This window comes from Bradyrhizobium sp. SZCCHNS3002 (assembly GCF_032377435.1).
In the GTDB taxonomy this organism is placed as follows: Bacteria; Pseudomonadota; Alphaproteobacteria; order Rhizobiales; family Xanthobacteraceae; genus Bradyrhizobium.
In genome coordinates, this window is the sequence record NZ_JAUHHY010000007.1 from 264,176 (window position 1) to 284,268 (window position 20,093).

A 20,093-nucleotide genomic window follows, 5' to 3' on the forward strand; every position below is an offset into this window, starting at 1 on the left:
ACAAGGAGTCGTGCCGGGGCTCTACGAATCGATTGGTCTGCGGCAACCGATCAAGGCACGAAAAGGTACCATGATTGGTGACCCGAAAGGACGTCGAAGTCGGTCTAGCACTCCGCGCCGAGTTCATGCACCGAATCGAGCGAACGCCGGCGACAAAAATCTTACCGACTCCCGGGTCGGCAATGCCGCACCACGATCACCTGGAAGGGATTTGAATGCTTCGATTGCGTGCGCTGAACGCTCCGACGCCCTTTCTTTTTTTCACTGGCAAGGGCGGTGTAGGCAAGACGTCGCTCGCTTGTGCGACCGCCATCAGTCTCGCGGACCGTGGATTGCGTGTTCTTCTGGTCAGCACCGATCCTGCGTCGAACCTCGACGAGATGTTGGAAGTTGAACTAACTGACAGCCCGGTGCCGGTGCCGAACGCGGCAAGGCTCTTCGCGATGAATATCGACCCTGAGGCCGCAGCCGAGAGCTACCGATCTCGCGTGCTCGAACAGCTCGAGCCCACGGTGACGGATCAGGAGAGATCGACCATACGCGAGCAGCTTTCCGGCGCATGCACCACCGAGATTGCCGCATTCGACGAGTTCGTCGGATTGCTGGACGGGGACAGAGCGGGTTACGACCATATCATCTTCGATACGGCCCCGACCGGCCACACCTTGCGGCTTCTGAGCCTGCCGAAGGCTTGGACCGGTTTCCTGAAGGACAACGACCGCGGAGCATCGTGCCTCGGCCCACATTCGGGTTTGAAGATGCAGGAGGATCGTTTTCGACAAGCGCTTCAAGCGCTGGGCGATCCTCGGCGGACGACCGTGGTCCTGGTGACCCGCGCCGACCGGAGTGCAATCCGGGAGGCGGCGCGAACGTCGAGCGAACTTGATGCACTCAACCTCTCCAATCAGACACTCGTCGTGAACGGACGCTTTCACGCCACTGACCCTGCCGACGCGGTCGCAAGCGCACTCGAGCGGGATCAGGATGAGGCGCTCGCCTCGATGCCGGATTCGCTGCGAAAGCTGCCGCGGGACGACGTCCCATTGGTTGGGTTCGACATTGTGGGTCTCGCGGCGCTCAGGGCCGTGTTGTCGTCGTCCAGTCCACGGCTTGAGACGTCGACTGGCGAGCAAGTCGGAGTGCCGGTCGGCCTGCAGGGCCTCGACCGATTGGTCGATGACATTGCTCACCGCAATAGCGGCCTCATCATGGTCATGGGCAAGGGCGGCGTCGGGAAGACGACGGTTGCCGCTGCCATCGCTGTCGGCCTTGCGAGACGCGGACATGCCGTCCATCTCAGCACGACCGATCCAGCGGCCCACGTCACGGATGTCGTTGATGCCGCGATGCCCGGGCTGACGGTGGATCGGATCGATCCTCGGCGCGAGACGGAGCGCTATGTCGCGAAGATACTGGCGAGCCGTGGCCGCGACCTGGATGAGCAGGGCAAGGCGCTCCTGCTTGAGGACCTGGCTTCGCCCTGCACGGAGGAAGTCGCCGTTTTCCATGCCTTCTCGCACGTGGTTGCGGAAGCCCGGAGCGCCTTTGTGGTGCTCGATACGGCGCCGACCGGTCATACTCTGCTCCTGCTCGATGCGACCGGGGCCTATCATCGCCAGATGACGAGCCAATTGGAGCCGAGCGCCGCTGGCCGGCTGATCACGCCGCTGATGCGATTGCAGGATTCCAGCTACACGCAGATCATCCTGGTGACCCTGCCGGAAACGACGCCCGTTTCGGAGGCCGCCGCTCTCCAAGAGGACCTGCGGCGCGCCGGCATCGAGCCGTTCGGTTGGGTGATCAACAAATGCCTCGCCGCCTCCGGAACTCGCGATCCCCTGCTGCAAGCGCGGATTGCCAGAGAGCGGACCCAGATCGCTCGTGTTCAGGACGGCCTGGCCAAGCGCGCTTTCATCATGGGGTGGCGAAGCAGGCCTCCTGTCGGCATCGAGGAGCTGGAGGCCTTATCGATACCTAGTTCTTGATCACGTTCAGCTCCAGCGCGATCTGGTCTCCTCCCCTCGCGTCTCTTGTTACGCGACCCCCGCCCGCCCGTCGGGCAAATCGGCCGCGCATATTTGTTGGATTTGCGGCGCGCGCTACCGGCTCATGGCCTGTCGAGCTGTCAATTCCGTGTGCGCCGATGGACTGATTTCGTCAGCGAGTTCAGCTGGATCACTCGTGTCCAGTCCTATCGGCAAAAATATTGCTGTTTCCATTTTTCAGAATTTGATGTTCACTCCGCTTGTCCCGCCTCGATCTGAGGGGCGTTTCGCGGTCGTCACGAGCGTTGGGTGCGGGATGCGATGGGCGTATCGAACTGCAGCGCGAGCGATCGTGCCGACGAACGGTTCGATGCGCACGGTCAAGCCGTGTGGTCCTGATCTCCCGGTGCTGAGATCAAGTTTGCGCCTGCGATGGCGCTGATGACAGGGGCAAGACAGCCGGTCCCTGGGGAGAGCACGGAGTAAGCCGTAAAGCCATCGCGCGGGGAAGGCCGGGATGTCCCAGCCGAACCTGTGGTTCCTGCCCCGTGCATTTTTTCCGCACGGGGGCCATGGGGGCGGCGAGCTCCCGGTCTTCCCTGCGCCCTCTGTGTTCAAAGGGGGCAAACTAACAGAAAAGCTCGGGCGCAGATGCGCCGCGAGGAGGTGACTGCATGTCTCTCCGCACCGGATATCCGAGCTTCACGTGTCTCCGCGTGACGTGTGCTCGCGTCCGTGCGTTGTTTTTTCAGTGTCATTGCGAGAGCGGGGCTACACACTCCGCCCCCGGAATGACGGAGGCGAGAGTGGAGCCCTCACAACTCCCTCGCATTGCTGAACGCGAACGAGCTGACGCGCCGGGTGGTCTCATCCAAAATCAGCGTCCGCGTGATCGGCGGCTCGGCGCGCTGGGCGCAGTTCTCGCGCTCGCAGAGACGGCAGTTGACCCCGATCGGGGTGCCCTCGGCCGTCTCGAGATCCATGCCGGCGGCGTAGACGAGGCGCGACGCGTGGCGGATCTCGCAGCCCAGGCCGATCGCGAAGCGTGGCTGCGGCAGCGGATGCGGCGCCACCGGCCGGCGGACCATCTGGGCAATCGAGAAATAGCGCGAGCCGTCGGGCAGCTCGATGATCTGCTTCAGCAGCCGGTCCGGCGTGTCGAAGGTCGAGTGCACGTTCCACAGCGGGCAGGTGCCGCCGAACTTGGAGAACGGGAAGGTGCCCGACGAGAAGCGCTTGGAGACGTTGCCGGCATTGTCGACGCGCAGCATGAAGAACGGAATGCCGCGCGCGTTCGGGCGCGACAGCGTGGTGAGGCGGTGACAGACCTGCTCGAAGCCGGTGTTGAAGCGCTGCGCCAGCACGTTGATGTCGTAGCTGAGCGCCTCGGCAGCAGTGAGGAACGGTGCGTAGGGCATCATCACGGCGGCGGCGAAATAGCTCGCGAGTGTCATGCGGTAGAGCCGGCGCGAGGTGTCGTCGAGCGCGCCGGCGCGGCCGATGATGATCTCGAACTGTGGGAGGCATTCGGCCATGCCGAGTTGGACTGCGAGCTGGAAGGTGCGGCCGGGCCCGTCGACCAGCTCGGAGATCAGCAGCTGACGCCGATGGCGGTCGTAGCGGCGCAAGGTCTCGCGCATGACGTCGACCGGCATCACACGGGTCTGCACCGAATGTTTTTCGCGCAGCCGCGCGGCGAGCGCGGCATAGAGTCCTTCGGCCGGGACGTCGAGCGCGTCGCGCAAGGCTTCGGCCTGCTGCTCGAGCTCGGCGAAATAATTGCGGTTGGCCTCGATCAGGTCGCGCACCCGCTCGATCGGGTTGGCTTCGAAGCGGGCGCCGTCGTTGCGGTCGGCCATCTGCGCCGCCACCAGGGTCTCGCCGCGCCGGGCCTCGGCGTAGGCCGCGTACAGCCGCTGCAGCGCATGGGTGACGCCGGGGCAGAGCTCGGCAAGGTCGCGCAGCTCCTGCTTGGGCAGCTCGATCTGCCGGAACAGCGGATCGGAGAAGATCTCGTTGAGCTCGGCGAAGAAGCGGTCCTCGTCCGCGGTGGCGAGATCGCGCAGATCGAGATCATAGGCCTCGGCCAGCCGCAGCAGGATCTGGGCCGAGACCGGGCGCTGGTTGCGCTCGATCAGGTTGACATAGCTCGGCGAGATGCCGAGGCCCTCGGCGAGCTGGGTCTGGGACAGCCCGAGCTGCTGGCGGATGCGCCGGAAGCGGGGCCCGACGAACAGCTTCTTTCCGGACTCACCGGGCATCGCGATCCCCTCATGGCCGACCGGCCCTCGGATTGTGACAAAATTGACAAAATGACATTTATGACAAGTGATGATGTTACATGACATCACCATTCGAAAACAAGGCCTCTATACGAAGCTGCCAGTTTCGCGTTTATCTCCTGTCACGCAATTCGCAATGCACTGTCAAAGTTGTGACGGTTGAAGGAGAGGGTCTCATGACCAGCAATTTCTGGGTGATCGGCGGCGAGTTCGGCTCGATGAATTTCCACAAGCTGGTGGAAGGCTCGGCCCAGGTGAAGGGGCCGTTCAAGTCGCGCAAGGAGGCCGAGGACTGCTGGCGCGAGGTGTCCGAGGAGAACCGCCACAAGGCCGGCGTCCGCTTCTCGATCGTCGAGGAGCCGCAGCGCGCGCCGGCGGCCTGATCGCTGGGAAGGAATGCATTGCCGGGTATTTGATTAAGCTCGAGGAAAGAGCCCAAGGACGGGGCGGTCTCAGCCGGGTCATGCCGGAGGAGGCCGCCCACGTCCGTTTCGTGGTTACGCCAGCGTGCTTATAACCCATTGAAGATGAAAGGGGATTGCAGAATACTGGGTTACTGCTACGTTAACACGGTGGGAACCTGGCGAAACCAGGGCCGAACCGTGAAAGCGTGACCGATGTCCGAGGCCGCCGACAGCAGCACTGAAGCCCGCCCCGTGCGCCTGCGCGAGGCGCTGCGCCAGGCCCGGATCGAGGCCGCAGACCGAACGGGCGTGGTGGTCGACCTGCGCGACGCCGAGGTGGCGCGGCTCGAAATTCTCAACGACGCGCTGGACCCGCTGTTCGCGGAGATCCCGAGCCAGCTCGATCTGTTCGATCGCGGCATCAGCCAGGGCGAGACGCCGCGGCTGTGGATCGACGTCGTCGCCCACGTCGTGATGGGGCGTGACAAGCGGCAGTATCGCTTCGTGCAGGACACCCGAAACGGCCGCGTCGTGCTCGCCGAGTCGCACGACATCGCGGCGATCGTGAAGGCCGTCACCGACTACGTCGCCCGCCGCATGGTCGAGCGCGAGCGCGCCTTCAGCGTCGCAAGGGCTCAGGCGAAGACGAGCGCCGAGGCGCCGCGGCGGCGCGGTGGGGTCTGGCCGTTCGTGCTCGGCTTCGTGCTCGGCGCGCTGTCGCTGTTCGGCGTCGCATTCTATGCGAGCCTGCAGCAGATCTGACGGCGTGGCCGCGCCTCAAAGCAGGCGGACCTCGCGGATCTCGCGCACCCGCAGCGCCTCGTTGACCGCGCGCACGGTCATGTCGCAGCGCCAGTGGTTGCCGTCGCTGCTGATGGCAAACATGTTGTAGGCCGCGGCCGGATAGTGGCCATGCGCCATCGACGACGCCGAGGGCACGCCGACGACCGGGATCTTGCGCTCCGGGCCGTCGAGCCAGATCGTCGAATGCACGTGGTCGTGGCCGTGCAGGATCAGCTCGACGCCGTGGCGCGCGAGCAGCGCGATCAGCTTCCCGGCGTCGGTCAGCCGCTTCATCCGGTGGGCCGAGCGCAGCGGATGATGCACCAGCAGCACGCGGAACAGCTGCTCGTGGGCCAGCGATTCGAGCATCTGCTCCAGCGCGGCGAGCTGTGCGCTGCCGAGCCGTCCCGTCGCCATGAACGGCGCCGACGGCACGGCCGAGGACAGGCTGATCAACGCGAGCGGCCCGCGCCGGCGCAGCGACGGGAACGTAGCCGGTCCCTCGGCATCGCCGCCGAAATAGTCGGCAAAGCTCTCGGCGAAGCGCAGCCGCGTCGAGCGCACATAGGCGTCGTGATTGCCGGGAATCGCGGTGACCTTGTCCGGCGGCCCCACTGTCCGCAGCCAGGCCTGGGCGAGCGGGAATTCGGATTCGAGGGCGAAATTGACCAGATCGCCGGTGACGGCGATCTGGTCCGGCATCTGCGCGTGCAGGTCGGAGATGAGCAGATCGAGGATGTCGCGGCGGTGATATTTGTAGCGATTGCGCGTCCAGTTGAGATAGCCGAGCGCGCGCTTGCCGGCGAGCTCCGACAGGCGCGGCTTGTGCTGGGGAGCGAGGTGCGGGTCGGACAGGTGGGCGAGGGTGAAGGCAGCCATTACGCCCCTCGGTGCCGATGGCGGATGCAGGCGCGCCCAGATGTCATCTCGTGCTATCCCTCGTGATGCCCCGGCTCTCATGACAAGCCCCGCCAGCGAGCGCAAGAACAACCAGGACGACGACAGCGATGACGACACATCTGAGCCGGCTGCGGATCCGGTTCGAGCCTGTGCTCCGGCGCGGCTTCCACCTCTATTGGCGCTTCGCCCGCGGCATGACGCTCGGCGTCCGCGGCGTGGTGCTGGATGCCGAGAACCGCGTGTTCCTGGTCCGGCACGGCTATGTCTCGGGCTGGCACCTGCCGGGCGGCGGCGTCGAGGTCGGCGAGACGTTCATCGAGGCGTTGACGCGGGAGCTGTTCGAGGAGGGCCGGATCGCGCTCGCCGGCGAGCCGCAGCTGCACGGCATCTTCCTCAACAACCACGTCTCGCCGCGCGATCACGTTGCCGTCTTCGTTATCAAAAGGTTCACGCAGGACCGGCCGCCGGAGCCGAACCTCGAAATCGTGGAGACCGGCTTCTTCGCACGCGACGCGCTGCCGGAGGGAACCACGCTCGGCACGCAATCCCGCCTGCGGGAGGTGCTGGACGGCGTTAAGGTCATTCCCACCTGGCGGCCGGAACAGCGCGCTGTCGCCGGATCATTATGAATTTCTGCACCGAATGAGGGCAGTCTCCCGTCCCTGGGGGAGAGGGGTCGATGAGTTCAGCTTCGATGCGGATCGCCGTGCTGGTGCCCTGCTACAATGAGGAGGCCGCGGTCGCCACCGTGGTCCGCGATTTCAAGCAGGCGCTGCCGACGGCCACCGTCTACGTCTATGACAACAATTCCAAGGACCGCACCATTGAGGTCGCGCGCGCGGCCGGCGCCGAGGTGCGCAGCGAGCGGCGGCAGGGCAAGGGCCACGTCGTCCGGCGCATGTTCGCCGATGTCGATGCCGACATCTACGTGCTGGTCGATGGTGACGCGACCTATGACGCGCCGAGCGCGCCCGGCATGATCGCGCGTCTCGTGAGCGAGCGGCTCGACATGGTGGTGGGCCTGCGGGTCGACCAGGAGCAGGCCGCCTACCGCATGGGCCATCGCACCGGCAACTGGATGCTGACGAGCTTCCTTGCCGAGGTGTTCGGCCAGGCCTTCAAGGACATCCTGTCCGGCTACCGCGTGTTCTCGCGCCGCTTCGTCAAATCCTTCCCCGTCCTCTCCGACGGATTCGAGATCGAGACCGAGCTGACCGTGCATGCGCTGGAGCTGGCGCTGCCGGTCGCCGAGCTCGCGACGCCATACTACGCGCGGCCCGAAGGCTCTGTCTCCAAGCTCAACACCTGGCGCGACGGCTTCCGCATCCTCGGCACGATCCTGAAGCTCTATCGTTCGGAGAAGCCGCTGCGCTTCTTCAGTGCGATCGGCATCTTCCTCGCGCTGGTCTCGATCGGCTTCGCGATTCCCATCTTCGTCACCTATATCGAGACCGGGCTGGTGCCGCGGCTGCCGACCGCGGTGCTCTCGATGGGCCTGATGATCATGGCGCTGCTGTCGGCCTCCTCGGGCCTCGTGCTCGACACCGTCACCCGCGGCCGCCGCGAGATGAAGCTGCTGGCGTACCTGTCACACGCCCCGATCGAGGGCTGATGCGGGCGAGAGCTTGTGTCCATCCGCCGTTCCGGTCATGGTTCGGGCATCACCGTCCCGAACGAGAACACCGCCTCCATGCCCATCCTGAACAGCATCGCCGCGCTCACCGACGACATGGCCGCCTGGCGCCATGATTTCCATGAACATCCCGAGCTGATGTACGAGGTGCACCGCACCGCCGGCATCGTCGCCGAGCGCTTGCGCGAATTCGGTTGTGACGAGGTGGTGACCGGCATCGGACGCACCGGCGTGGTCGGTGTCATCCGCGGCCGTCGGACCAGCTCAGGTCGCACCATCGGCCTGCGCGCCGACATGGACGCGCTGCCGATCGAGGAAGCCTCGGGCGTGCCCTACGCGTCGAAGACGCCGGGCCTGATGCATGCCTGCGGCCATGACGGCCATACCGCGATGCTGCTGGGGGCCGCCAAGCATCTCGCGGACACGCGCAATTTCGACGGCACGGCGATCGTGATCTTCCAGCCGGCCGAGGAGGGCGGCGCCGGCGGCAAGGCGATGGTCGACGACGGGCTGATGACCCGCTGGGGCATCCAGGAGGTCTACGGCCTGCACAACGCGCCGGGCGTGCCCGAAGGCGTCTTCGCGCTGCGGCCGGGCCCGATGCTGGCGTCGTCGGACCAGCTCGAGATCACCGTCCGCGGCAAGGGCGGGCATGCCGGTGCCGGGGTCCACAAGGCGGTCGACAGCGTGCTGATCGCCGCGCACATCATCACCGCGCTGCAGTCGATCGTGTCGCGCAACGTCGATCCGATCAAGTCGGCGGTCATCTCGATCTGCGTCGTCGAGGCCGGCACGGCGATGAACGTCATTCCGGAGACCGTCGAACTGAAGGGGACCGTGCGCACGCTCGATCCCGAGGTGCAGGACCTGGTGGAGCGCCGCATTGCCGAGGTCGCCGACGGCATCGCCCGCACCTATGGCGGTGAGGCGACGACGAAATACACGCGGCTCTACCCGATCACGATGAACCATGCGCGCGAGACCGGGGTCGCCGCCGATGTCGCCCGCGACGTCGTCGGTGCGGAGCGGGTGGTCGACAATGCGCCGCCGCTGATGGGCGCCGAGGACTTCGCCTTCATGCTGCAGGCCCGCCCCGGCGCCTTCGTCTTCCTCGGCATGGGCGACGGCAAGGACTGCCACCATCCGGCCTATCGTTTCAACGACAACATCCTCGGCCATGGCGCCTCCTATTGGGTGCGGCTGGTCGAGAAGACGATGCCGGCAGATTGATGCCGGTGGCGCGGCTTTAGCTGCGAGCCGTCGCCTGCAATGACCGTTGGCGCCAATGCCGCGGGCTGCAGCCGGTCCAGCGCGAGAACGCGCGGGAGAAGGCTGAGGCTTCGGAATAGCCGAGCAGGAAGGCGACGTCGCCGAGCGGCAGATGCGCCTGGCGCAGATAGTGGCGGGCGAGGTCGAGCCGCGTCGCCTCGACCAGGTCGGAGAAGGTGGCGCCGAACTCGGCAAGCCGGCGCTGCAACGTCCACGACGTTGTCGACAGCGCATCGGCGACCTCCTCGAGATGAAGCGCGCCGGCCGACAACCGCCGCCGGATCTCGCCACGGACCAGATCGAGGAACGCCGGCGTGCCGCAGGAGCCGGCGACACCGGCAAGATCCGTCGTCAGCCGCTGCAGGCGTGGAAGATCCGCCCCCGGCATCGCCCGGTCCAGGCCGCGATCGCGAAACACCAGAGCATTGGTGCCTTGCGACCAGCCGACGTCGGCATCGAAGGCTGCCTCATGATCGCGCCAGGCCGCCGGCCGGGCGTGTTCGAACAGCACCATGTCAGGCGCCCAGCCCGATGGCAGGCACGCACGGAAGACGTTCGCGAACATGCCCATGGTCAATTCGGCATCCTGCCGGCGATCGACGATCGAGCCGTCGAGAATGCGATATTCGAGCCGCAGCAAGCCGTCGTGGCGCGTCAGGCGGGTTTCGGTCGCCTGCTGATGCCAGGGAAACCACAGCGCGAGATGCTCGATCGCCGAGCCCAGCGTCGGCGCCGCCAGCGCGATCTCGCCGATCAGGCCGAGCATCCGCGGCTGGTAGCGTTGGCCGAACCAAAGGCCGAAATTGTCGTTGCCGGTCTCCTGTGCGGCGTCTTCCATCATCGCGACATAGTCGGCGAGGTCGAGCGCGCGGCGGGTCTCGCCGAGGCAGCTGGCATCGATGCCGATCCGCTCGAACACCGCTTCCGGACGGCCGCCTGTCTGGGCGATGAAATCAGCGACGCCGGTGGCCGCGGCGGCCAGAATGTTGCGGCTCCGATCGCGCGGATGCTGGCTTTCGGCTGTCGGATGCTGTCCCATGAAATCCTCACCTTTGAGGAAATGCGCCGTTGTTTCACACCTCGTAGTTATGCAAGTCACGTGCCTGCCGGAGCGGCCATTCATGACCCCTCCGCGCGAGCACATGGCGCGGAGGGTCCTCGATCGAGACTGTCGCGATCCGGCCGGATCAGTCGGCCATGGCGCGGGCTTCGGTCAAGGCGATGTCGAGCAGGCTGTCGTTCGCCGCCATGCTGCGCTTGCCGGCGGTCAGACGATAGAGCAGCAGGCCGGCCGCGAACAGCACCACGAAGGCCGCGAACACCTGCAGATTGAACCAAATCATCGTGAGCAGCGAGAGCGTCGCACAGACCAGCGCCACGGCCGGAAGCACGGGATAGATTGGCGCCTTGAACGGCCTGATGAGATGGGGCTCGGTGGCCCGCAGGCGGAAGAGAGCGGCCATGCTCATGATGTACATCACGAGCGCGCCGAATACGCTCATCGTCACGATGTTCGCCGTCAGCGTCTGTCCGGCGAACTGGATGAGCTCGTCGGAGTAGATCGCGGCGATGCCGATCACGCCGCCGGCAAGGATGGCCCAATGCGGCGTGCGGCAGGTCGGGTGCAGCGCGGCGAGCTTGGCCGGCAGGAAGCCGGCGCGCGACAGCGCGAAGATCTGCCGCGAGTAGCCCATGATGATGCCGTGGAACGAGGCGATCAGTCCGAACAGGCCGATCCACACCAGCATGTGCAGCCAGCCGGAGTTCTCGCCGACCACGATCTTCATCGCCTGCGGCAGCGGATCATTGATGTTGGCGAGCTTCGACCAGTCGCCGACGCCGCCGGCCATGATCATGGTGCCGAAGGCGAGCACGACGAGCGTTAGAATCCCCGCGATGTAGGCGAGCGGAATCGTCTTGGTCGGATTCTTGGTCTCTTCCGCGGCCATGGCGGCGCCTTCGATCGCCAGGAAGAACCAGATCGCGAACGGGATCGCGGCGACGATGCCGCCGATGCTCGCCAGCGAGAATGAATTCTCGCCGGCCCAGCCGTTGGCGGCGAAATTGGCGAAGGAGAAGCCGGGCGACACGACGCCCATGAACACCAGGAGCTCGGCGATCGCCAGCACGGTGACGAACAGCTCGAATGTTGCGGCGATCGATACGCCTGCGATGTTGAGGGCCATGAACACCAGATAGGCGCCGAGCGCGGCGGTCTTGGGCGACAGCGCCGGAAACTGGACGTTGAGATAGGCGCCGATGGCGAGCGCGATGGCAGGCGGTGCGAACACGAACTCGATCAGCGTCGCGAAGCCGGCGACGAAGCCGCCGAGCGGGCCGAAGGCTCGGTAGGAATAGGCAAACGGACCGCCGGCATGGGGGATCGCGGTGGTGAGCTCGGTGAAGGAGAAGATGAAGGTCGTATACATCACCGCGATGAAGATCGTGGTGATGAGGAAGCCGAGCGTGCCGGCCTTGTCCCAGCCATAGCTCCAGCCGAAATATTCGCCGGAGATCACCAGCCCGACCGCGATGCCCCACAGATGGAGTCCGGTCAGGCTCTTCGAAAGCGTCGGCTTGGCCTCGTCACTCATGTCCATTCGCTCCTGTCGGCTTGTGATGGGTGATTTGTGTTGTTGGTTGTGTCGTCGCGATCGCGGCGTCCGGCGCCGCCTCCTTGAGGCCGATGCCGGTGACGCCGATCCGCAGCGCCTCGCGCACCAGCCAGGCCAGCTTGTCGGCGGCGCGCTCGGCGGAGAGCCCGTGGCCGTGAATGTTGGACATGCAGTTGCGGGCGCTGTCGCGCAGGCCCGGGGCCGGGTGCAGCGTCAGATACACACCGAGGGAATCCGCGGCCGACAGACCCGGACGCTCGCCGATCAGGACCGCCACGAGCCGGGCGCGCATCGCGGCACCGACATCGTCACCCAGCGCCACGCGCGCCTGCGAAGCCAGCACGATCGGTCCGATGGACAGGCCCGTCAGACGAGCCTCGGTGGCGATCACGACAGCGGCGGCATGGCTTTCGACCGCATCCGCCGACAGCCCGTCAGCAATGATGAAGACGAGATCGTATGGGCCTGATGGCAGCCGCGACGCTTCGCCTGTGGCGAGACGGCGGCCAAGATCTGGCCGGCGCAGATAGCTGGCGCGGTCCGGCGCTGCGCTCGCGACCTTGATCACCTCGCGCGGCGCGAGCGCGCCGGCGATGCCGTCGAAATCGACCTTGCCCCATACGGCATCGCGCGCGCGCGCATGCGCCATCTGGAATTCCAGCTTCGCCGCCGTCGGAAGCCCGTCGCCGGCGCGGCCGAGTGCGACGCGGGCACGCGTCATCCTGCGCAGCAGGTCGAACGGATCGTCCCTCATGCCCGCGCCCCCTGGCCGATCAGCCGGGCTACGGAAGGCGCGCTGCCCGGCAATGGCGGCACGCGGCCGCTGTGGTCGAGAAGACCCATCCGCGCCAGCCACGCCTCGAACTCCGGCGCCGGGCGGCGGCCGAGCAGATGCCGCAGCCGCATCACGTCGTGATGCGACAGGCTCTGATAGTTGAGCATGATGTCGTCGGCGCCGGGCACCGCGATCAGGAAGTTGACGTTCGCCGCCGCAAGCAGCAGCGCCAGGTCGTCCATGTCGTCCTGATCGGCTTCGGCATGGTTGGTGTAGCAGACATCGCAGCCCATCGGCACGCCGAGCAGCTTGGCGCAGAAATGATCCTCGAGGCCGGCGCGGATGATCTCCTTCGCGTCGTAGAGATATTCAGGACCGATGAAGCCGACGACGGTGTTGACCAGCAGTGGCGAGAAGGCGCGCGCGACGGCATAGGCGCGGGCCTCGACGGTCTGCTGATCGAGGCCGTGATGCGCATCGGCGGACAGGGCCGCGCCTTGGCCGGTCTCGAAATACATGACGTTGTTGCCGACCGTGCCGCGCTTCAGTGACAAGGCTGCGTCATGCGCCTCGGCCAGCAGCTTCAGGGTCACACCGAAGCCGGCATTGGCCGCCTCGGTGCCGGCGATCGACTGGAAGACGAGATCGAGCGGCGCGCCTTTCTCGATCGCCTGGATCGAGGTCGTGACGTGGCTCAGCACGCAGGACTGCGTCGGCACCTCGAATTTGAGCCTGAGATCATCGAGCATCGTGAGCAGGCGGATGCAGGCCTCGACATTGTCGGTCGCGGGATTGATGCCGATCACGGCATCGCCCATGCCGAACAGCAGGCCGTCGAGCGTGCCGGCGGCGATCGCCTGGGGATCGTCGGTCGGATCGTTCGGCTGCAGCCGTGACGACAGCCGCCCCTCCAGGCCGATCGTGGAGCGGAAGCGGGTCACGACCCGGCATTTGGCGGCGACGGCGACGAGATCGCCATTGCCGCAGAGCTTGGAGACCGCGGCCACCATCTCCGGCGTCAGTCCCGGCGCGAGGGCGGCCAGCCGGCCGGCATCCGCCTCCCAGGACATCAGCCATTCGCGCAATTCGCCGACGGTCAGCGATGCGACGGGCGCGAATGCGGCGGCATCGTGGCTGTCGAGGATGAGGCGCGTGACCTCGTCGCTCTCATAGGGAATCAGCGGCTCGTCGAGGAAACGCCGCAGCGGCACGTCGGCGAGCGCCATCCGCGCTGCAACCCGCCGCGCGGCACTGTCGGCTGCGATGCCAGCCAGCTCATCGCCGGACCGGAGCGGCGAGGCGCAGGCCAGCAGCGTCTTGAGATCATCGAACACATGAGTTTCGCCGCGATGGCGCGACCTGAACGCACCCGTCATCTTCGACCTGCTGCTCGTGCTGCGTCAGAGCGGTCCAAGCGGCCGCGACGGCGACCACAACGCTCATGACCTGGGACAGGTTAAGCGAGGGCAGCTCCGGAAACTTGACATCTTAGCACAATCTTCGGTCATGCCGCGCGAATGCTCAGAAAATTAGCATCGGTGCCCCCGGAGCGGGAGAATGCTGTCAACACGTGGACGGCCCGCCCATGGACCGCGCCGCTCCAGAATGCTATCTCGCCACCCCACATGAGTGACCTGTCCATTACGATCTCCGCCGAAAAGCCGGGCGACGCGCAGGCGATCGAGCGGCTGCATGAGCGCACCTTCGGCCCCGGCCGCTTCGTGCTGAGCGCCTACCGCTTACGCGAGCATGTCGATCATCTGCTCGCATTGTCGTTCACCGCTCATATCGGCACTTTGCTGGTCGGCTCGGTGCGGCAACTGCCGATCTGCGTCGGCGACACCAAGGCGCTGATGCTCGGGCCGCTGACGGTCGAGCCGCCGTTCCGCAAGCACGGCATCGGCCGCATGCTGATGGAGCGTTCGGTCGCGGACGCGCGGGCGCAGGGCCACCGCTTGATACTGCTGGTGGGGGACGCGGCCTACTACACGCGCGTCGGCTTCAAGCCGGTGCCGAAGGGCAGGGCGATCATGCCGGGACCGGTGGACTACAACCGGCTGCTGGTGAACGAGCTGATCGAGGGCGCGTTCGAGGGCGTCGAGGGCGCGATCCGGCCCGATTGGGATTACGCGCGCTGACGTTTTCCGTCATTGCGAGCGAAGCGACGCAACCCAGACTCCCGACGGAAATCTGGATTGCTTCGTCGCTTCGGTCCTCGCAATGACGAGGGGGAGCGCAGGTTGCTTTCCTCCACGCCCCACCGAATTCGCAATCAGAACTTCAGATTGGCAAAGATCCGCACGCCGATGCCGGGCAGCAGCACCTCGTCCTTGGTGTAGGAGACCGAGTTGCGGATCTTCTCGTTGAGCAGATTGTTGCCGACGAGGCCGACCAGCATCTCGCGCGCGCCGAACATGTTCGGGTTGAGCTTGGTCCGGTAGCTGACCTCGGCCTTGAGCAGGTTGTAGCCTGGCGTCGGCGTCTCCGCGATCGGCGCGATATCGTTCTGCGCGAAGGCGTGCAGCAGATTGATGCGGGTCAGCCAGTTGGCATCGCGCCAGAACAGGCCGCCGCCGACGCGCATCGGCGGAATCCGCGGCACATTGGTGCCGTCCGCGAAGGTGGCGCGGACGACGTCGAACTGGTTCTCGATGCCCCAGATGCCGGTGCCGAGCGAAGCGACATCGAACTGGCTCTGGAACTCGAAGCCGCGGAACAGCGCGTTGCGCTGCGAGTAGACCGCCTGGTTCAGCTCGGTGCCGGTGGTGCCGCAGGAGGCAAAATCGTCGCCGCACATCACGCCGGTCAGCCGCCGATAGATGAAGTTGCTGAACTGCGTGTAGTAGGCGGTGGCCTCGAAGCGGAAAGGGCCGGTGGCCTTGCGCAGTCCGGCCTCGACGGTTTTGGCCGTCTCGATGGTCAGGTTCGGATTGCCGATGTCGAAGGTTGCGGTCGCATCATGGCCGCCGCGCGAGAACAACTCGGCTGGCTTCGGCGCGCGCTCGACATATTGCGCGGTGACGCTCGCCACGAGATCGCCCGGCAGGTTCTGCAACAGGCCGACGCTCGCGCTCTTCGGCGTGTACGACGGATTGCGGGCGATGTTGGCCTGTGGCGTGCCGTCCGGCAGATAGTCGACCGGGAAGTTCGGCGTGGAGCCGTTCAATGAGACGTGCTCGATGCGGGCTGCGACCTGCGCCTTGGTCGCCGGTGTGAAGGCGAACTCGTTGAAGACGTAGCCGGCGACGCGGTTGTTGGTGTTGGGGCCGAACAGTCCGTTGAACACCGAGCCGGGATTGTCGGGGCTCGGCGCATTCAGCTCCTGGTGTCCGGCCTGCACGCCGTAGGCGGTCGTGAGCGTCGCGAAGCGCAGATTGACTGGCATCATCTGCATCTCGACGCGCGCTTCCTGCTCGCGATTGGTGAAGGTCTGCCGCACGCCGTCGGTGGTCGGATCGGTGACATCGGCGAGACCGATCTCGTTGTGCCGATAGTCGGTCGCACCGGCCCAGAAGCGGATGGCATCGATCGCCGCGGAGTCCGGGCGGTACTCGCCCTTGGCGGTGATCTTGGTCTGGTGCGCGTCGATCCGGGTCCGGCTGTCGGCGCCGTCGATGCCGGGGATATGGTAGAGCGCATCGGTCTGCGTGATCGCAGCGCCGACGAAGCCGCCTGAGAAGAAGTAGCTGCCGCCGAGCGAGGCGCCATCGTTCTGCACGGCGGAGTTCGGCTGCCGGCCGTTCACCGGGCGGGTCTGGTCGAACAGATAGGGGTAGCCGGGAATGGAGTAGTCGCCGGTCTTGCGGCCGTAGGCATCGGCATGGACAGCGAAATTGCCGCCGCCGGCATCGAGCAGCACGCCGCCCTCGACGCCGCGGTCGACCGAGCTGAACGAGGTGCGCGTTTCCGCGGTGACGCAAGGCGCGCTGCCCACGGCCGGCGCGCTCGCCGGCAGGCCATAGGTTTGGAACGGCGCTGTCGAACAGGTCGGCACCGCATTGGGAATGCGGTTGTTGGTGGCGCTCACGACGCCGCCGATCGAGGTCGAGCCGTAGCGCAGCGCCGCGGGGCCGCGGACGACCTCGATCTGGTCGCTGGTGAGCGGATCGATCGGCACGAAATGATCTTCGCCGAGATCGGACGCACCGCCGCCGCCGATGCCGTTCTCGACGATGCCGACGCGGTTGACGTCGAGGCCGCGGATGATCGGCCGGCTCGATGCGCCCGGCGCGAAGCTCGAGCCGGTGATGCCCGGCTTGGAATTCAGGAGATCGCCGAGCGTTGCCGCGCCGGAGCGGCGCAGCTCCTCGTTCGGCACCACCGTGACGGTCGCGAACTGGTCGGTGATGATGGGCGTCACGCCCTGCTGCGGCGGGGGCGGCGCGGTCTGTGCCTCGCGCGCGGGCGCCGGCGTGCGTGGGCCGCTGCGCGCCACGCGCGCGGTGGGATTGGGCCGCGGCACCACCGGCTTGCGGGCACGGATCGGGCTCGGTGCGGTCACTGTGACCTCGGGCAGTTCGGCCGCCGGCTTCGCCGGATCGTCAGCGCGCGCGGGCGCACTCAAAACGCACAACATGGCTGCGGCGCTGCAGCCCGACATCAAGGCTCTCGACAACATCTTTCAATTCCTGATCCTGATCAGGCGTCCCACGTCTTTCGTTGCTGGCGGGATGCGCCTGCCGTCGGGTTGCGACGGACCCATTCCTGCACGCGGCCGCCGTGCGCTCGCGCAGCGGGGCAGCGTTTCGAGCGGCTCAGATCAGGCGGTGGGAGGAGCGCGCGGCTGGAAGGCGGTGTCGACGACGACGGCCGCGACAGTGGCGGTGATCGCATCGGGCAGCCGGAATGCGACCGCTTCAGGAGGCGTCAGAACGGGCGCCGGTGACAGCAGGATCGACTGCGCCATCGCCATGACGGCGCAGATGGCGCAGCCGTCAGCGGATGGCTGCTGGTCGGGGTCCTGGCTTGCGGGAGAGGAGCCGGTATGGGCCTGCGCCGTCGTGAGACGGCCGCCGCCCAGCGCCTGCGCGGAGAGCCAATGAACGTGGCCGAACGCGAGCGCGAATTGCAGCACCAGCGCAAACAGCGCCAGCCGCGAGACATCCTTGATGTTCGCGCGAAACCAGCTCATCGCCAGCTCTGGCTCATGTAAATCGGCCTCATGTGAATAGGCCACCCCGTTCGGCTGGGAGGATGATCAGCCGTTGTTACAATGTAACATCGCAAGGGGGCTTCACACCTGTCAATCAGCGCACTGCGACGGCGGGTGGAATCCCCGTCGCTGTGCCCTTCGCGCCACGTCGCACGAGGCGGTGGCGCGTGCTCGTGTCGTTGTGTCAGCGACCCTCGCGCACCCAGGTGGCGGCGAGCGCGCCGAGCAGCAGCAACAGGCCGATCACGCCGGCGAACATCGGCAGCACGCCGACGCCCTTGACGACGCTGGCGTCGCGCATCCGCACGCCCATCCAGCCGTCGCCGCTGAACAGCGTCGATGACCTGACGGGGACGATGCGCGGCATGTCGATGCCGGATCCGTCGGCGATGCGGCGGGCGTCGCCGCCGGTGGCCTGTGCCAGCGGCTTCAGCGTCTCGGTGGTCGAAGTGACCTCGGAGAATTCCTTCGGATTGGTCGGGCCGACATTGATGAGCGCCTTCAAGGTGCCGTCCGTGGCCTGCCACAGGCCGAGCTCGTTGGCCGGCAAGGTCGCGCGCCATTCGCCGGGATCGCCCTGGCTCAACGTCAGCTCACGCGTCTGGCCGGACGGCGAAGTCACGGTGACCGGCGGCACGGTGTCGCCCATGGTCTGGCGGATGACGGCGAGATCCTTGCCCTGGATCTGGAGTCGCAGCGCCTCCTCATCCAGGTCAGGCTGCTGCATCAGCCAGTGCGACGTGCGTCGGAGCAGGTCGAGATGCGGACCGCCGCCCTCGTAGCCGCGCGCCCACAGCCAGATGTGGTCGGATAGCAGCAGCGCGACGCGGCCGGCGCCGAAGCGCGACAGCAGCAAGAGCGGCTTGCCGTCGGCGCCGGTCATCACCGGCGGGCTGACCGCATTGCGCGTCTCGACGGTGCGGAAGAAGCGGCTCCAGCGCGGCGGCTCGGAGCCCGAGCCTTCGAGGCCGCGCGTCACCGGATGCCGTTTGCCGGCGTCGGACAGATGCGCATAGAACGGCTTCTCGGTGACGCCGACCGGCTCGGCGGGCAGCACCGAGTCGAGCGGTGTGCGCCAGATGCTGGTGTTGGAGGCGTAGTCCGGGCCGGCCGAGACCAGCACCGCGCCGCCATTGCGCACGTAGCGCGCGATGTTGTCGAAATAGGCGACCGGCAGCACGCCCTGGCGGGCATAGCGGTCGAAGATGATCAGCTGGAATTCGTTGATCTTCTGCTGAAACAGCTCGCGGGTCGGAAACGCGATCAGCGACAGCTCGTTGATCGGGGTGCCGTCCTGCTTCTCCGGTGGCCGGAGGATCGTGAAGTGGACGAGATCGATGCTGGCGTCTGACTTCAACAGGTTGCGCCAGGTACGCTCGCCCGAATGCGGCTCGCCCGACACCAGCAGCACGCGCAGCTTGTCGCGGACGCCATCGATCGAGACCACCGCGCGGTTGTTGACGAGGGTCAGCTCGTTGTCGAGCGGCGAGGCTTCGATCTCGACGATGTTCTGACCTTCGTGCTTGACGTCGACGTCGACATTGGCAGCCTGGCCGCTGGTCAAGGTGCGCTCGCTGATGACCTCGCCGTCGCGGCGGATCACGACCTTCGCGCTGGCGCCCGCGATGCCCTGATCATCGAGCCGGAAGCTGATGGTCTGGGGCTGGCCGACGATGCCGAAACGAGGGGCCGCGGTGATCGCGACGCGGCGGTCACGCTCGGCCTTCTGGCCCGTGATCAGGGCCTGCAGCGGAGCCTGGAAGCCGAGCGCGGCGAGGTTGCCGGGAATGTCGTGCACGCGGCCATCAGTGATCATGAAGGCGCCCGCGACCCGATCGACGGGGACGTCCGACAGGGCCGATGTCAGCGCGCTGAACAGATGCGTGCCGTCGGTCTCGCCGTCCGCCTGGCCGGCATCGACCACGCGGACCTCGAGGCCTTTGATCTTCTTCAGGCTGTCGACCAGCGACTCCTGGGCCGCCTGGGTCTGCTTGTTGCGGTCACCGAAATTCTGGCTCGGGCTCTTGTCGATCACGACGGCGGCGACCGAGCTCAGCGGCTCGCGGTCCTCGCGCGTGAACTGCGGATTGGCCAGCGCGAGCGCGATCAAGGCCAGCGCGGTGACGCGGATCCAGGCCGAACGCGAGCGGCCGAGCAACAGCAGCGCCGCGATGACGACGATCGCGCCGATCGCGAGCCACAGCACGATCGGCGGGACCAGAGGTGTGAACGCGATGCCGTAATTCATGAGGCAAACTCGCTGGCTTCGTCATGGCCGGGCTTGTCCCGGCCATC

The 20,093-nt window shown here is 66.4% G+C and carries 16 protein-coding genes; 7 read left to right on the forward strand and 9 right to left on the reverse strand.

The window, feature by feature from the left end:
• The first annotated feature begins 215 nt into the window (after positions 1–215).
• On the forward strand, positions 216–1,985 hold the full coding sequence (gene arsA / locus QW845_RS17295) for an arsenical pump-driving ATPase (protein ID WP_315802756.1): 1,770 nt from the start codon (positions 216–218) through the stop codon (positions 1,983–1,985).
• Positions 1,986–2,800: 815 nt separating this feature from the next.
• On the opposite strand, the gene QW845_RS17300 is transcribed toward arsA, so the two are convergent.
• Positions 2,801–4,246 (reverse strand): short-chain fatty acyl-CoA regulator family protein, encoded by a 1,446-nt coding sequence (locus QW845_RS17300; RefSeq protein WP_315802757.1) that lies wholly within the window; start codon positions 4,244–4,246, stop codon positions 2,801–2,803.
• A 197-nt stretch (positions 4,247–4,443) separates the two neighbouring features.
• Between QW845_RS17300 and QW845_RS17305 the strand changes: the two genes are divergently transcribed.
• Positions 4,444–4,650: a hypothetical protein gene (locus tag QW845_RS17305; RefSeq protein WP_006612464.1), complete on the forward strand. Its 207-nt coding sequence runs from the start codon at positions 4,444–4,446 to the stop codon at positions 4,648–4,650.
• A 234-nt stretch (positions 4,651–4,884) separates the two neighbouring features.
• Positions 4,885–5,433, forward strand: a complete 549-nt coding sequence (locus QW845_RS17310) for a hypothetical protein (RefSeq protein ID WP_315802758.1) — start codon at positions 4,885–4,887, stop codon at positions 5,431–5,433.
• Positions 5,434–5,448: 15 nt separating this feature from the next.
• Here QW845_RS17310 and QW845_RS17315 read toward each other — a convergent pair whose 3' ends face one another.
• Positions 5,449–6,333: a metallophosphoesterase gene (locus QW845_RS17315; protein WP_315802759.1), complete on the reverse strand. Its 885-nt coding sequence runs from the start codon at positions 6,331–6,333 to the stop codon at positions 5,449–5,451.
• A gap of 128 nt (positions 6,334–6,461) precedes the next feature.
• On the opposite strand from QW845_RS17315, the gene QW845_RS17320 reads away from it, so the two are divergent.
• The 3 genes from QW845_RS17320 to QW845_RS17330 all read left to right on the forward strand — a co-directional run bounded on the left by QW845_RS17320 (position 6,462) and on the right by QW845_RS17330 (position 9,217).
• The gene (locus QW845_RS17320; RefSeq protein ID WP_315802760.1) at positions 6,462–6,983 is read left to right on the forward strand and encodes an NUDIX domain-containing protein; all 522 of its coding nucleotides are present in this window, start codon (positions 6,462–6,464) and stop codon (positions 6,981–6,983) included.
• 50 nt (positions 6,984–7,033) lie between these two features.
• Positions 7,034–7,966, forward strand: a complete 933-nt coding sequence (locus QW845_RS17325; protein WP_315802761.1) for a glycosyltransferase family 2 protein — start codon at positions 7,034–7,036, stop codon at positions 7,964–7,966.
• A 78-nt stretch (positions 7,967–8,044) separates the two neighbouring features.
• The gene (locus QW845_RS17330) at positions 8,045–9,217 is read left to right on the forward strand and encodes a M20 aminoacylase family protein (protein ID WP_315802762.1); all 1,173 of its coding nucleotides are present in this window, start codon (positions 8,045–8,047) and stop codon (positions 9,215–9,217) included.
• Positions 9,218–9,233: 16 nt separating this feature from the next.
• Here the strand turns inward: QW845_RS17330 and QW845_RS17335 are convergent, their stop codons facing one another.
• The 4 genes from QW845_RS17335 to QW845_RS17350 form a co-directional block, all read right to left on the reverse strand.
• Positions 9,234–10,295 (reverse strand): AraC family transcriptional regulator, encoded by a 1,062-nt coding sequence (locus tag QW845_RS17335; RefSeq protein WP_315802763.1) that lies wholly within the window; start codon positions 10,293–10,295, stop codon positions 9,234–9,236.
• A gap of 148 nt (positions 10,296–10,443) precedes the next feature.
• On the reverse strand, positions 10,444–11,850 hold the full coding sequence (gene eat, locus QW845_RS17340) for an ethanolamine permease (protein ID WP_315802764.1): 1,407 nt from the start codon (positions 11,848–11,850) through the stop codon (positions 10,444–10,446).
• On the reverse strand, positions 11,843–12,625 hold the full coding sequence (gene eutC, locus QW845_RS17345; protein WP_315802765.1) for an ethanolamine ammonia-lyase subunit EutC: 783 nt from the start codon (positions 12,623–12,625) through the stop codon (positions 11,843–11,845). The genes eat and eutC overlap by 8 nt, the downstream gene beginning before the upstream one ends.
• Positions 12,622–14,022 carry an ethanolamine ammonia-lyase subunit EutB gene (locus QW845_RS17350; protein WP_315802766.1) on the reverse strand — a complete coding sequence of 467 codons (1,401 nt, stop codon included), beginning with the start codon at positions 14,020–14,022 and terminating at the stop codon, positions 12,622–12,624. The genes eutC and QW845_RS17350 overlap by 4 nt, the downstream gene beginning before the upstream one ends.
• Positions 14,023–14,271: 249 nt before the next feature.
• Here QW845_RS17350 and QW845_RS17355 point away from each other — a divergent pair, with 249 nt between their 5' ends.
• The gene (locus tag QW845_RS17355) at positions 14,272–14,784 is read left to right on the forward strand and encodes an N-acetyltransferase (protein ID WP_315802767.1); all 513 of its coding nucleotides are present in this window, start codon (positions 14,272–14,274) and stop codon (positions 14,782–14,784) included.
• Between the two features lie 134 nt (positions 14,785–14,918).
• Here the strand turns inward: QW845_RS17355 and QW845_RS17360 are convergent, their stop codons facing one another.
• The 3 genes from QW845_RS17360 to QW845_RS17370 form a co-directional block, all read right to left on the reverse strand.
• A complete protein-coding gene (locus QW845_RS17360; protein WP_315802875.1) occupies positions 14,919–17,246 on the reverse strand; it encodes a TonB-dependent receptor in 2,328 nt (775 codons plus the stop codon).
• Between the two features lie 159 nt (positions 17,247–17,405).
• Positions 17,406–17,777: a DUF2946 family protein gene (locus tag QW845_RS17365; RefSeq protein ID WP_315802768.1), complete on the reverse strand. Its 372-nt coding sequence runs from the start codon at positions 17,775–17,777 to the stop codon at positions 17,406–17,408.
• Between the two features lie 205 nt (positions 17,778–17,982).
• The gene (locus QW845_RS17370) at positions 17,983–20,046 is read right to left on the reverse strand and encodes a hypothetical protein (RefSeq protein ID WP_315802769.1); all 2,064 of its coding nucleotides are present in this window, start codon (positions 20,044–20,046) and stop codon (positions 17,983–17,985) included.
• Between the last annotated feature and the right edge of the window lie 47 nt (positions 20,047–20,093).